General features: G+C 73.5%; 14 protein-coding genes. 4 read left to right on the top strand and 10 right to left on the bottom strand.

The annotated features are described in order from the left end of the window. Positions 1-99 precede the first annotated feature (99 nt). Positions 100-1,077 carry an aldose epimerase family protein gene (locus tag IE225_RS04775; RefSeq protein WP_190056019.1) on the bottom strand — a complete coding sequence of 326 codons (978 nt, stop codon included), beginning with the start codon at positions 1,075-1,077 and terminating at the stop codon, positions 100-102. 9 nt (positions 1,078-1,086) lie between these two features. After that, the gene (locus IE225_RS04780; protein ID WP_190056020.1) at positions 1,087-1,965 is read right to left on the bottom strand and encodes an SGNH/GDSL hydrolase family protein; all 879 of its coding nucleotides are present in this window, start codon (positions 1,963-1,965) and stop codon (positions 1,087-1,089) included. Positions 1,966-2,231: 266 nt separating this feature from the next. Between IE225_RS04780 and IE225_RS04785 the strand changes: the two genes are divergently transcribed. Continuing rightward, complete coding sequence (locus IE225_RS04785) at positions 2,232-2,726, top strand: DUF3145 domain-containing protein (RefSeq protein ID WP_190056021.1); 495 nt, start codon at positions 2,232-2,234, stop codon at positions 2,724-2,726. Positions 2,727-2,806: 80 nt separating this feature from the next. Here IE225_RS04785 and fabF read toward each other — a convergent pair whose 3' ends face one another. From fabF to IE225_RS04810, 5 genes are all read right to left on the bottom strand, one after another. Further along, a complete protein-coding gene (fabF, locus tag IE225_RS04790) occupies positions 2,807-4,072 on the bottom strand; it encodes a beta-ketoacyl-ACP synthase II (RefSeq protein ID WP_190056022.1) in 1,266 nt (421 codons plus the stop codon). Positions 4,073-4,156: 84 nt separating this feature from the next. Further along, on the bottom strand, positions 4,157-4,405 hold the full coding sequence (locus IE225_RS04795; RefSeq protein WP_190056023.1) for an acyl carrier protein: 249 nt from the start codon (positions 4,403-4,405) through the stop codon (positions 4,157-4,159). Between the two features lie 78 nt (positions 4,406-4,483). Then, positions 4,484-5,515 (bottom strand): ketoacyl-ACP synthase III, encoded by a 1,032-nt coding sequence (locus tag IE225_RS04800; protein ID WP_190056024.1) that lies wholly within the window; start codon positions 5,513-5,515, stop codon positions 4,484-4,486. 12 nt (positions 5,516-5,527) lie between these two features. Then, a complete protein-coding gene (locus IE225_RS04805; protein ID WP_190056025.1) occupies positions 5,528-6,442 on the bottom strand; it encodes an ACP S-malonyltransferase in 915 nt (304 codons plus the stop codon). 89 nt (positions 6,443-6,531) lie between these two features. Continuing rightward, positions 6,532-7,737: a PucR family transcriptional regulator gene (locus tag IE225_RS04810; RefSeq protein WP_190056026.1), complete on the bottom strand. Its 1,206-nt coding sequence runs from the start codon at positions 7,735-7,737 to the stop codon at positions 6,532-6,534. A 96-nt stretch (positions 7,738-7,833) separates the two neighbouring features. On the opposite strand from IE225_RS04810, the gene IE225_RS04815 reads away from it, so the two are divergent. Further along, on the top strand, positions 7,834-8,490 hold the full coding sequence (locus IE225_RS04815) for a pirin family protein (protein ID WP_190056112.1): 657 nt from the start codon (positions 7,834-7,836) through the stop codon (positions 8,488-8,490). Between the two features lie 64 nt (positions 8,491-8,554). On the opposite strand, the gene IE225_RS04820 is transcribed toward IE225_RS04815, so the two are convergent. Then, positions 8,555-9,373 (bottom strand): serine hydrolase domain-containing protein, encoded by an 819-nt coding sequence (locus IE225_RS04820; RefSeq protein ID WP_190056027.1) that lies wholly within the window; start codon positions 9,371-9,373, stop codon positions 8,555-8,557. 19 nt (positions 9,374-9,392) lie between these two features. Continuing rightward, a complete protein-coding gene (locus tag IE225_RS04825; protein ID WP_190056028.1) occupies positions 9,393-9,863 on the bottom strand; it encodes a GNAT family N-acetyltransferase in 471 nt (156 codons plus the stop codon). Between the two features lie 85 nt (positions 9,864-9,948). Here IE225_RS04825 and IE225_RS04830 point away from each other — a divergent pair, with 85 nt between their 5' ends. Both IE225_RS04830 and IE225_RS04835 read left to right on the top strand, forming a co-directional pair. After that, positions 9,949-10,446 (top strand): MerR family transcriptional regulator, encoded by a 498-nt coding sequence (locus tag IE225_RS04830; RefSeq protein WP_190056029.1) that lies wholly within the window; start codon positions 9,949-9,951, stop codon positions 10,444-10,446. Then, positions 10,443-11,459: an aldo/keto reductase gene (locus IE225_RS04835; RefSeq protein WP_190056030.1), complete on the top strand. Its 1,017-nt coding sequence runs from the start codon at positions 10,443-10,445 to the stop codon at positions 11,457-11,459. Before IE225_RS04830 ends, IE225_RS04835 begins: the two co-directional genes overlap by 4 nt. Positions 11,460-11,581: 122 nt before the next feature. Here the strand turns inward: IE225_RS04835 and IE225_RS04840 are convergent, their stop codons facing one another. Next, on the bottom strand, positions 11,582-12,445 hold the full coding sequence (locus tag IE225_RS04840; protein ID WP_190056031.1) for a DUF4429 domain-containing protein: 864 nt from the start codon (positions 12,443-12,445) through the stop codon (positions 11,582-11,584). Positions 12,446-12,488 lie beyond the last annotated feature (43 nt).

The raw sequence follows: 12,488 nt of genomic DNA on the forward strand, positions 1-12,488 counted from the left end.
CTGACGGCCGGACCGGGGCTCACCCCGGCTCGGAGGTCACCGGGGGCCTGGAAGTCACCGGATCCCCGGCCCGCAGATCACTGGATCCCCGGCCGCAGGTCACCGGGTCGAGAAGCCGTACACCGTCTCGGACCGGAAGACCTCGCCCGGCCGCAATTCGGTGCTCGGGAACTCCGGCCGGTTCGGCGAGTCCGGGAAGTGCTGCGTCTCCAGCGCGATGCCGTCGCCGGGGGAGAAGGGGGCGTCGAGGTGGTCGCCGGTGTAGAGCTGCAGGCCCGGTTCGGTCGTCGCCACCGTCAGCACCCGTCCCGACGCCGGGTCGTACAGCTCGGCGACCTCCTGCGGCCGCTCGGTCACGCCCTTGTCGAGGACGAAGTTGTGGTCGTAGCCGCAGCCCGCCTTGCGCGGCTCGCGGAAGTCGAACCGGGTCCCGGCCACCTGCGCGAGCTCCCCGGTGGGGACGAGGTGCTCGTCGACCGGCGTGTACCGCCCGGCCGCGATGCGCAGTTCGTGCCCGCCCGCGCCGCCGGAGGCCGCGCCGGCCAGGTTCCAGTAGGAGTGGCTGGTCAGGTTCACCACGGTCGGCGCGTCCGTGACCGCCTCGTAGGAGATGTGCAGCGCACCCGACTCGTCCAGGCGGTAGGTCGCCGTCACCTCCAGGCGGCCGGGGAAGCCCTCCTCGCCGTGCGGGCTGACGCGGAACAGCCGCAGCCCGTGCTCGACCGGCGTCACCTCCCACACCCGCCGGTCGAAGCCGCGCTCCCCGCCGTGCAGCGAGTTCGGCCCGTCGTTCTGCGCCAGCGCGTACGTGCGGCCGTCCAGCGGGAAGCGGCCGCGCGCGATCCGGTTGGCGTACCGGCCGATCAGGGCGCCGAGGTAGGCCCCCGGGTGCTCCAGGTACCCGTCCAGGTCCGCGAACCCGAGCACCACGTCGGCCGTGCGCCCCTCCCGGTCCGGGACCTCGACCGACTGCACGATGCCGCCGTACGACAGCACCCGCACCCGGACGCCGCCGCGCCGCAGCGTCCAGCGGTGGACGGGGGTGCCGTCGGGAAGCGTGCCGAACCGTTCGCTCATGGGGAAAGGCTAGGCCACCGGCTGCGGCGCGGTGACGGTGCGGTAGGCGATCTCGGCGAGTCGCGCCTGACCGGTCAGGCTCGGATGGAACCAGTCCCAGTGGCTCAGCTCCGCCGTGCCGAACCGGTAGGCGAACACCGCGTCACCGTCGAAGCGGCAGCGCCGGTCCCGCGCGCACACCTCCCGCAGCACCCGGTTGTAGGCCTCCACCCGCTTCTGCACGGTGTCGCGCCGGGCGGTGGCCGCCGCGTCCAGCGCCTCCGCGTCCGCCAGCATCGACGGGCAGATGCCCAGCCGCCAGATCTGCCGGCCCAGCGGGCTGGCGCGGCCCTGCTCCCACAGCCGCTTCAGGTTCGGCACGCTCGCCACGTACACCTGGGTCCTCGGCAGCGCCCGGCGCAGGGTGCGCAGCGCCGTCTCGAACCCGGCGCGGAAGTCCGCCACCGGCGTCATCGCCCTCGTGCTGGACCGGCAGGCGTCGTTGGCGCCCACCATCACCGTCACCAGCTGCGGGCGGTGCCGCACCGCCTGCTCGATCTGCCCCGGCAGGTCGGCCATCCGGGCCCCGGTCACCGCGTGGTTCCAGCTGCGCCGGGCGGCCCGCTCACGGCCCAGCAGCCGCACCGCCAGGCTGTCCACCGCCGTGTCGGTGCCGGTCGCCCAGGACACCTGCGGGCAGTCCGACAGCACCGAGCAGGCGTCGAAGCCACGGGTGATGGAGTCGCCGACGGCGGCCACCGAGTCCGGGCTGCGGTCCCACACCGGCGCCGCCCGCGCGCTGCCGGACGGGGCGGGGGAGGCGCCGCCGGCGTCACAGCCCGCGACGCCCAGCACGGCCGCCGTCAACAGCGCGACGGCGGCCCGCTTCCGGTGGCTTCGCTTCCGCATCCCCTGCTGGTCCCCTCGGTCGCCCGCACACCCCTGGACGGGGCCCTTCCCCCATAACAACGTGCGGAGGTTCCCCGGCCCACCCGGTGCGACGGACCGGACCCGCACAAGCGTCCCCCCGGGTGAATGGCGGAGGTTTCCTGGCCCCGGGAGCCACCGTACGTCACACTCCTTGCGCCGCCGCAGGGTAGCCTCGCCCTCAACGCGGCTGCCCCACCACCGCCGTTTGGCCCGTTGCACACGTCCCGCCCAGCCCGGAGGTCTCGGTGACGACACGTGGAGTCCTGTACGTGCACTCCGCGCCCCGCGCGCTGTGCCCGCACGTCGAGTGGGCCGTCGCCGGCGTGCTCGGCACGCGCGTCAGCCTCGACTGGATCCGGCAGCCCGCGGCCCCCGGCACCTGGCGCGCGGAGTTCTCCTGGCAGGGCGAGGCGGGCACCGCCTCCAAGCTGGCCTCCGCGCTGCGCGGCTGGCACCTGCTGCGCTTCGAGGTGACCGCCGAGCCCTGCCCGACGGCCGAGGGCGAGCGCTACAGCTGCACCCCCGACCTCGGCATCTTCCACGCCGTCACCGGCATCCACGGCGACATCCTCATCCCCGAGGACCGCCTGCGCGCCGCCCTGACCCGCGCCCAGCGCGGCGAGACCGACCTGGAGGCCGAGATCGCCCGCCTGCTGGGCAAGCCCTGGGACGACGAGCTGGAGCCGTTCCGCTACGCCGGCGAGGGCGCCCCGGTGCGCTGGCTGCACCAGGTGGTCTGACACCCCGCCGGGCGAGGCACGCGGAAAGGGCTCCACCGGAGAACCGGTGGAGCCCTTTTGCGTGGTCACGCGGGTGCCGCTCAGACCGTGCGGAACGCCAGCACCACGTTGTGGCCGCCGAAGCCGAACGAGTCGTTCAGGGCCGCGATCCGCCCCTCCACGGGCAGCTTGCGGGCCTCGCCGCGCACGATGTCGGCGTTGACCTCGGGGTCGAGGTGGTCGACGTTGATCGTCGGAGGCGCGACGCGGTGGTACAGCGCCAGGATGGTCGCGACCGTCTCCACCCCGCCGGCGCCGCCGAGCAGGTGACCGGTCATCGACTTGGTGCTGGTGATCGCCATGTGGTCGACGTCGTCGCCGAAGGCCTTGCGCAGCGCCTTGATCTCACCGACGTCGCCCTGCGGGGTCGAGGTGGCGTGCGCGTTGATGTGCACGATCTCGGCCGGGTCCAGGTCGGTGCGGTCGAGCAGGTTCTGCAGCGCGGCGGCGATGCCCGTGCCGGACGGCTCGGGCTGGGTGATGTGGTGGGCGTCGGAGGAGATGCCCTGGCCGACGGCCTCGGCGTAGACGCGGGCGCCGCGGGCCTTGGCGTGCTCCTCGGACTCCAGCACGATCACACCGGCGCCCTCGCCCATCACGAACCCGTCGCGGGCGGTGTCGAAGGGGCGGGAGGCGCCCTGCGGGTCGTCGTTGTTCTTCGACATCGCCATCATGTTGCCGAACGCGGCGATCGGCAGCGGGTGGATCGCCGCCTCGGTGCCGCCCGCGACGACCACGTCGGCGCGGCCGGTGCGGATCATCTCGATGGCGTAGCCGATGGCCTCGGCGCCGGAGGCGCAGGCCGAGACCGGGGTGTGCACACCGGCCATGGCGCCCAGCTCGATGCCGACGTTGGCGGCCGGCGAGTTGGGCATCAGCATCGGCACGGTGTGCGGGGAGACACGGCGGACGCCCTTCTCCCGCAGCACGTCGTACTGGTCGAGCAGTGTGGTCACGCCGCCGATGCCGGAGGCGATGACCGCGCCGAGGCGGTGCGGGTCGACCGCGCCGTCCTCCCCGGCCCGGCCGGTGAAGCCGGCGTCCTGCCAGGCCTCGCGGGCCGCGAGCAGCGCGAACTGCGCCGAGCGGTCCAGCTTGCGGGCCTGCGGACGCGGCAGGATCTCGGTGGGTTCCACGGCGATCTGCGCGGCGATGCGCACGGGCATCTCCGCGGCCCACTCCTGCGTCAGGAGGCTGACGCCGGAACGACCGGCGACCAGGCCCTCCCAGGTGGAGGCCGCGTCGCCACCCAGCGGTGTGGTTGCGCCGATACCGGTGACGACCACGGTGCGATTGGTCGAGCTCACGGGGTTCTTCTCCAACGGATACGAGGATTCAACGGCGCCACCGCCGGGTGGCGGGGCAGGCGGCCCAGGGACGGACCGGTGGGGTCAGCCCTGGTGCTTGAGGATGTAGTCGGCAGCGTCGCGGACCGTCTTGAGGTTCTTGACGTCCTCGTCCGGGATCTTGACGTCGAAGCGCTCCTCGGCGGCGACGACGACCTCGACCATGGACAGCGAGTCGACGTCCAGGTCGTCGGTGAAGGACTTGTCCAGCTGGACGTCCTCCACCGGGATGCCGGCGATCTCGTTCACGATCTCCGCGAGACCGGCGACGATCTCTTCCTGAGTGGCGGCCATGTCAGGCGCTCCTTCGTAGATGTTCCAGAGGGTATGGCGGTGGACCCGCACCGGACCGCATGATCCGGCACGGAGTGCCTAGGGGAGGGTAACGACCGTCGCGGCGTAGGCGAGACCCGCCCCGAAACCGATGACGAGCGCGGTGTCGCCGCTCTTCGCCTCGCCGGTCGCCAGGAGCCGCTCCATCGCGAGCGGGATCGAGGCGGCCGAGGTGTTGCCGGTGGTGCGGATGTCACGGGCGACCGTGACGCTCTCCGGCAGTCCGAGAGTCTTCACCATCGAGTCGATGATCCGCACATTGGCCTGGTGCGGGATGAAGACGTCCAGCTCGTCCGGGCTGACGCCGGCCGCGTCCAGCGCCTGCTGGGCGACCTTCGCCATCTCGAACACGGCCCAGCGGAAGACCGTCTGGCCCTCCTGTGTGATGGCGGGGAACTTGATGTTGCCCGCGTCGTCCAGGGGGAGCTGGGAGGGATCGCCGACCTTGAAACGGTCCCAGGGCACGGTCTGCTTGATGGTCTGGGCCTTGTCGCCCTCCGAGCCCCACACGGTCGGGCCGATGCCGGGCTCCTCGGCCGGGCCGACGACGACCGCGCCGGCGCCGTCGCCGAACAGGAAGGCGGTGGCCCGGTCCTCCAGGTCGGTCAGGTCCGAGAGCCGCTCCACGCCGATGACCAGGGCGTACCGGGCCGACCCCTCGACGACCAGGCCCTTGGCGAGGGTGAGGCCGTAGCCGAAGCCCGCGCAGCCCGCGGAGATGTCGAACGCGGCGGCCTTGTTCGTGCCCAGCCGGTCGGCGATCTCGGTGGCGACGGCCGGGGTCTGGCTGAAGTGCGTGACGGTGGAGACGATCACCGCATCGATCTGCCCGGCGGCGATGCCGGCGCCGGCGAGCGCCTTGCCGGAGGCCTCCAGCGACATCATGGCGATGGTCTCCTCCGGACCGGCCCAGTGCCGGGTCTCGATGCCGGAGCGGGAGCGGATCCACTCGTCGGAGGAGTCGATGCGCTCCAGGATGACCTCGTTGGGTACCACCCGGGTCGGGCGGTAGCCGCCGACGCCGCAGATGCGCGCGTACGGGGCGCCCTTGCTGGGCTTGATCTTCGCCATGGGGGCTCCTTGTCAGGCGCCGGCGTGCTCGGCGACGAGCTCGCGGGCCGCGTCCAGGTCGGCGGGGGTCTTCAGGGCCAGCGTCCGCACACCGGGCAGCGCGCGCTTGGCCAGGCCGGTCAGGGTGCCGCCGGGACACACCTCGACCAGCGCGGTGACGCCCCGCTCCCGGAACGTCTCCATGCACCGGTCCCAGCGCACCGGGTTGGCGACCTGCCCGACCAGCCGCTCCAGCACCTCCGAGCCGGTGGCGACCACCCCGCCGTCCTTGTTGGAGACGTACGGCACCTTCGGGTCGGCCGGGTCGATCTCCTTCGCGGCCTCGGCCAGCTTCTCCACCGCGGGCGCCATGTGGTGGGTGTGGAAGGCGCCGGCCACCTGCAGCCGGACGATCTTGCGCACGCCCTCGGGCTTGTCCGCGTCCAGCGCGTCGAGCTGCTCGATCGTGCCGGCGGCGACGATCTGGCCGGCGCCGTTGACGTTGGCCGGGGTCAGGCCGAGCTTCTCCAGGTGCGGCACGGTCACCTCGGGGTCGCCGCCGAGCAGGGCCGCCATGCCGGTCCGCGTGACGGCGGCGGCCTCGGCCATCGCCAGGCCCCGGCGGCGCACCAGGGTGAGCGCGGCGGTGTCGTCCAGGACGCCCGCGAAGGCCGCGGCGGTGATCTCGCCGACGCTGTGGCCGGCGACCGCGTCCGGGGTGGCACCGAGTGCCTCCGCCGAGAGGATCCCGGCGGCGACGAGCAGCGGCTGCGCCACGGCGGTGTCGCGGATCTCCTCCGCGCCGGCCTGCGTGCCGTAGTGGACGAGGTCCAGCCCGATGGCGTCCGACCACGCCGCGACACGGTCGCGGGCACCGGGGAGGTCGAGCCAGGGAGTCAGGAAGCCGGGCGTCTGGGCGCCCTGGCCGGGAGCGACGAGTACGAGCACTCTCACACTCTCTCTTGCGTACGGGCACGGCCGCCCGTGGGGACAGGGACGAAGAACACGAAGGGGTTTTGTGGGCCCCCGACAAAACGTTAGGCCGGAAGATCGCCTTCGGCCAGACGCCCCAGGATCAGTGCGATCCGCAGAGTGAACGCAGAGCGTACATCGGACGGCGACCAGCCGGTGACATCAGTCACACGTCGGAGCCGGTAGCGCACGGTGTTGGGATGGACGAACAGCATCCGTGCGGCGCCCTCCAGGCTGCTCGCCTGCTCCAGGTAGACGGAGAGCGTCTCCAGCAGCGCGGACCCGGCCTCCTCCAGCGGTCTGTAGATCTCCTCCACCAACTGCTCGCGGGCGCTGGGGTCTCCGGCGATCGCGCGTTCCGGAAGCAGGTCGTCCGCCAGGACCGGGCGCGGCGCGTCCTGCCAGGCCGAGCACGCCTTCAGTCCGGCCGCGGCGGCCTGCGCGGAGCGGGTCGCGGCCAGCAGGTCCGGCACGACGGGACCGGCCACCACCGGTCCCGGGGCGAACGGCCCGATCAGCGACCTGGCGACGGCCAGCGGGTTGTTGCTGCCGCCCGCGATGACGACCAGCCGGCTGCCGAGCACACCGGTGAGCACCTGCAGTTTCGCGTGCCGCGCGGCCCGCCGGATGGCCTCCACCGTCAGCTCGCTGTCCCCGTCCGGCGCCGTGCCCAGCACCACGCACACGTGCTCCGGCGCGTTCCAGCCCAGCGCGGCGGCGCGGCTCACGGCGCCCTCGTCGACCTCCCCGCTGAGCACGGCGTTGACCACGAGGGACTCCAGCCGCGCGTCCCAGGCACCGCGTGCCTCGGCGGCCTGCGCGTACACCTGCGCGGTGGCGAAGGCGATCTCGCGGGCGTAGACCAGCAGCGCCTCGCGCAGGGCGGCCTCGTCGCCGGGCGCCGCGACCTCGTCGATCGCGGACTCCATCACCTCGATCGTGGTGCGCACCATCTCCACGGTCTGCCGCAGCGTGATCGCCCGGGTCAGCTCGCGCGGCGCGGTGCCGAAGACGTCGGTGGAGATCGCCTGCGGGGCGTCCGGGTGCCGGAACCACTCGGTGAACGCGGCGATGCCCGCCTGCGCCACCAGCCCGATCCAGGAACGGTTCTCCGGCGGCATGGCCCGGTACCACGGCAGCGTCTCGTCCATGCGCGCGATCGCCTGCGCGGCGAGCGAGCCGGAGGACTTCTCCAGCCGCTTCAGGGTCGCGGCATGCGGGTGGATGTCGGGCGTGGCGGTTTCGTTCGTGTGGGTCTCGGGTTCGGGCACGGGACAAGACTGCCTCATCCGGACGCGGGTGTGGGCCGCCGGGTCGCGGGTCCCGGCCCCGCGTCCGCGCCCCGCGGCCTTACCGTGGGGTGCGTGATGGACGTACGGCGCGCACAGCAGCGCTATCCCGGCGGCGACCCGCGGGCCGGCATCGAGTCGTGGCACGCCTTCTCCTTCGGCCCGCACTACGATCCCGGCAACCTCCGCTTCGGCGCCCTCGTCGCCTGCAACGAGGAGCGCCTCGCCCCCGGCGCCGGCTTCGCCGAGCACCCGCACCGCGACACCGAGATCGTGACCTGGGTGGTGGAGGGCGAGCTGACCCACCGCGACTCCACGGGCCACGAGACCCTGGTGCGCCCCGGCGACGTCCAGCGGCTGAGCGCGGCCTCGGGCGTGCGCCACGTCGAACGCAACGACGGCCCGGGGCCGCTGACCTTCGTGCAGATGTGGCTGGCCCCCCGCGAGCCCGGCGGCACCCCGTCCTACGAGATCGTCCACGGCATCGCCGACTCCACCCCGTACGCCGTCCCGGCGGCGGGCGCGACGCTCCACGTGCGGCGCCTGACGGCGGGGGAGCGCACGGCGATCCCCGACGCGCCGTTCGTCTACGTGCACGTGGTGCGCGGGGAGATACGGCTGCACACCGAGAAGGCCGGCCCGGGCGACGCGGTGCGGATCACCGGCGCCGAAGGGCTAAAGGCGGCGGGCGTGACCGACGCCGAGCTGCTGGTGTGGGAGATGACCGCCCCCTGACCGGCGCACCCCCTGACCGGCGCATCTCCTGACCGGCGCATCTCCTGACCGGCGCACCTCCTGGCTAACGCACCTCCGCCAGCACCGCGTCCGTGAAGGCCGGCCACGCCTCGATCGCCCACGGCCCGAACGCGCGGTCCGTCAGCGCCGCGCACGCCACCCCCGCGTCCGGGTCGATCCACAGGAACGTGCCGGACTGCCCGAAGTGCCCGAAGGTCCGCGGCGAGGACGAGGAGCCCGTCCAGTGCGGCGACTTGCCGTCGCGGATCTCGAAGCCGAGCCCCCAGTCGTTCGGGTTCTGGTGCCCGTACCCCGGCAGCACCCCCTTGGTCCCCGGATACTGCACGGTCATCGCCTCGGCCACCGTCCGCGGATCCAGCAGCCGCGGCGCCTGCACCTCGGCGGCGAACCGCAGCAGGTCCTCGACCGTCGACACCCCGTCCTTGGCGGGCGACCCCTCCAGCGACGTGGCCGCCATCCCCAGCGGCTCCAGCACCGCCTGCCGCGCGTACTCGGCGAAGGGCATGTCCGTCGCCTTGGCGACATGGTCCCCGAGCTGCTCGAACCCGGCGTTGGAGTACAGCCGCCGCTGCCCGGGCGGCGCGGTCGTGCGGTGCTCGTCGAAGGCGAGCCCGGAGGTGTGCGCGAGCAGGTGGCGGACGGTCGCCCCGGGCGGCCCGGTCGGCTCGTCCAGCTCGATCGCGCCCTCCTCGTAGGCGACCAGCACGGCGTAGGCCGCCAGCGGTTTGGTCACCGACGCCAGCGGGAAGCGCTGCCCGGTCGGGCCGTGGGTGCCCAGGACGGTCCCGTCGGCCCGTACGACACCCGCCGCGGCGGTGGGAACCGGCCAGTTCTCGATCAACGCGAGGCTCTGCAGCGACATGCCGTCGAGCCTAAGGGGGTCACAGCGGCAGCTCCATCAGCGGGTCCGGTTTGGGCCGGAAGCCGAGCGAGGCGTACAGCGGCTCGGCCTCCCGGGACGCGGTGAGCTGCACCCGGCGCACGCCGCGCGCGCGGAACCACTCCAGCAGGACGTCCATGCACGCGCGCGCATAGCCGCGGCGCCGCGCGTCCGGATCGGTGGCGACGCTGAAGACGTACCCGACGATCCCCAGGGGGTTGCCCGTCCTCCCGATCCGGTAGTCGACCGTCCCGGCCACCAGCGCCGCCAGCGTTCCGGGCCGCTCGGGATGGTCCACCACGAACGCGGCGAAGTCCCCGTCGGGCTCGGCCAGCCGCGCGCGCAGCGTGGGCAGGGACTCGGCCTGCCAGTCGGTGGCGGGGTTCCCCCCGCGCACCGAGTCGAGCATGACCTGGCGCAGGCGGAGCACTTCCTCCGCGTCCTCGGGCGTGGCCCGGCGTACTGGTGTCATGGCCCTCACGGTACTGACAACAGGGGCTGATTTCTTACCGATTCCGCTTGCTTGGAGCGCGCTCGAAGGTCCTAGCGTGGGGGTCATGACGGTCATGCAGAGCACGCCCGCGACCACCGAGGAGCGCGCGGCCCCGGCGGCTGCCCGGGTGGGGGGCTGCGGCGCCCCGCCCCGGCGGCATCCACGCCCCGACGGCCAGGACCGCTACACGATCAGCGAGGTCGCCGCCTTCACCGGCCTGAGCGCGCACACGCTGCGCTGGTACGAGCGGATCGGGCTGATGCCGCACATCGACCGTTCGCACACCGGCCAGCGGCGCTATTCCAACCGCGACCTGGACTGGCTCGACCTCGTCGGCAAGCTCCGGCTGACCGGCATGCCGGTCGCGGACATGGTGCGCTACGCGGAACTGGTGCGCGAGGGCGAGAGCACCTACGGCGAGCGGTACGAGCTCCTCGCGGCGACCCGCCGGAACGTCCTGGCGCGGATCACCGAACTGCAGGACACGCTCGCCGTGCTCGACCAGAAGATCGGTTTCTATGCGGACGCCGGATGTCCGAGGGAGGCGGGGAACACCCGATGACCGACAGCACCATCCCGACGGTACGGCTGGGCGAGAACGGGCCCGAGGTCGGTGTGCAGGGCCTGGGCTGCATGGGCATGAGCTTCGCCTACGGCCCCGCCGACGCGGACGCCTCCCGGGCCACCCTGGAACGCGCGCTGGACCTGGGCGTGACGCTGTACGACACGGCGGACGCCTACGGCGCCGGCGACAACGAGCGGTTCCTGTCGCCGTTCTTCCGGGCGCACCGCGACCGGGTCGTCATCGCCACCAAGTTCGCCCTGTCCATTCCGCCGGACGACCCGACGAAGCGGACCATCCGCAACGACCCGCCCTACATCCGCCAGGCCGTCGACGCCAGCCTGCGGCGCCTCGGCGTCGACGTCATCGACCTGTACTACATGCACCGGCGCGACGTGAACGTGCCGATCGAGGAGAGCGTCGGCACCATGGCCGAGCTGGTGCGCGCCGGCAAGGTCAAGCACCTGGGCCTGAGCGAGGTGACCGCCGACGAGCTGCGCGCGGCGCACGCCGTGCACCCCATCGCGGCGGTGCAGTCGGAGTGGTCGCTGTTCAGCCGGGACATCGAGGCGAAGGTCGTGCCGGCCGCCCGCGAGCTGGGCGTGGCCCTGGTGCCGTACTCGCCGCTCGGCCGCGGCTTCCTCACCGGGTCCTTCACCAACGCCGAGACCGACCTGACCGCCGACGACTTCCGCCGCCACCAGCCCCGCTTCACCGGCGCCAACGCGGCCGCCAACGCCGCCCTGCTGGAGCCGGTCCGCGCGGTCGCCAAGGCCCACGACGCCACCCCCGGGCAGATCGCGCTGGCGTGGGTGCAGCAGCGGGCCGCGGTGCACGGCCTGCCGGTGGTGCCGATCCCCGGCACCCGCAAGCCGTCCCGGGTCGAGGAGAACGTGGCCGCCACGCGCATCGAGCTCACCGAGGAGGAGCTGGCCCTGCTGGAGCCCATCGCCGGGCAGGTGGCGGGCGACCGCTACGCGGACATGACGTTCACCTCGGCGGGCCGGGAGTAGCCGGTCCGGGCCGCTGGGAGTAGCCGGTCCGGGCCGCCGGGAGCAGCCGGTCCGGCCCGCTGGGAGCAGCCGGTCCGGCCCGCTGGGAGCAGCCGGTCCGGCCCGCCGGGAGCCGGTGGCCGTCACAACTCCGCCAGGAGCTGCGCCTTCTTCACCGAGAACTCCTCGTCCGTGACCAGCCCCGCCTGGTGCAGCTCGCCCAGGTGCCGGATCCGCTCGGCGATGTCGGCGGGGTCGCGGCGGGGCGCCGGAACGGCGGCCGGGTCCGCCGCCGCGGGCGCGGCGGCCCGTACGGCGGCCAGCACGGCGGCGGCGAACGGCAGCGACTCGTGCACGGCGCCGTAGCCGAGCCCGAACACGACGGCCGCCGGGTCCTGGTCCGGCTGCGCCGGCTGGGCGGCCGCGGCCGCCGGGTCGCGGTGCAGCAGCCGCAGGTGGCCCTCGAAGACCTCGGGGGAGCGCCACTCGACGCCGCTGAGGCCGGTGACCGGGAACACCTGGTCGCCGGCCTTCCACTTCGCGGAGGACGCGCCCGTCCAGAACCAGCGGAAGGTGACGGCCGTGCCGTCGAAGGACGCCTTGCCGTCGTACGCCTTGAACCGCACCGGCGGCTCGGGCGCGGCCACCAGATGGCGGTCGGCGGGCCCGGTCTCGGTGAGCCGGGCGCGCAGTTCGTCGGCGTAGTACTCGGCGAGGGTCGCGCGGTCGGCGGGCAGCACCAGCCGGTAGGGGTCGCAGGTCTCCTTCAGCTGCCCGGCCGCCGCCTCCATCAGCGGGTCGGCGCCGGGCCGCGGCGCGGCGCGCAGCACGACGGTGCCGCGTCTGCCGGGCGTCAGGGTCACTCCGGCCAGGGCGGCGAACGGGACGCGGCGTTCCCCGAGCGCCTGGAACAGGCGAGGCGTACGGATGCCTCGTTCGTAGCGGATGAGGACGGAGTCGGACTCGAACTCCCAGGCGGCATGAAATCCGGCCAGTACGTCACCCATGCGGCTCATCGTATGCGGCACGCGCTTCTTCCGTCCCTCCTCC

It is taken from the genome of Streptomyces echinoruber, from assembly GCF_014651135.1.
In the GTDB taxonomy this organism is placed as follows: Bacteria; Actinomycetota; Actinomycetes; order Streptomycetales; family Streptomycetaceae; genus Streptomyces; species Streptomyces echinoruber.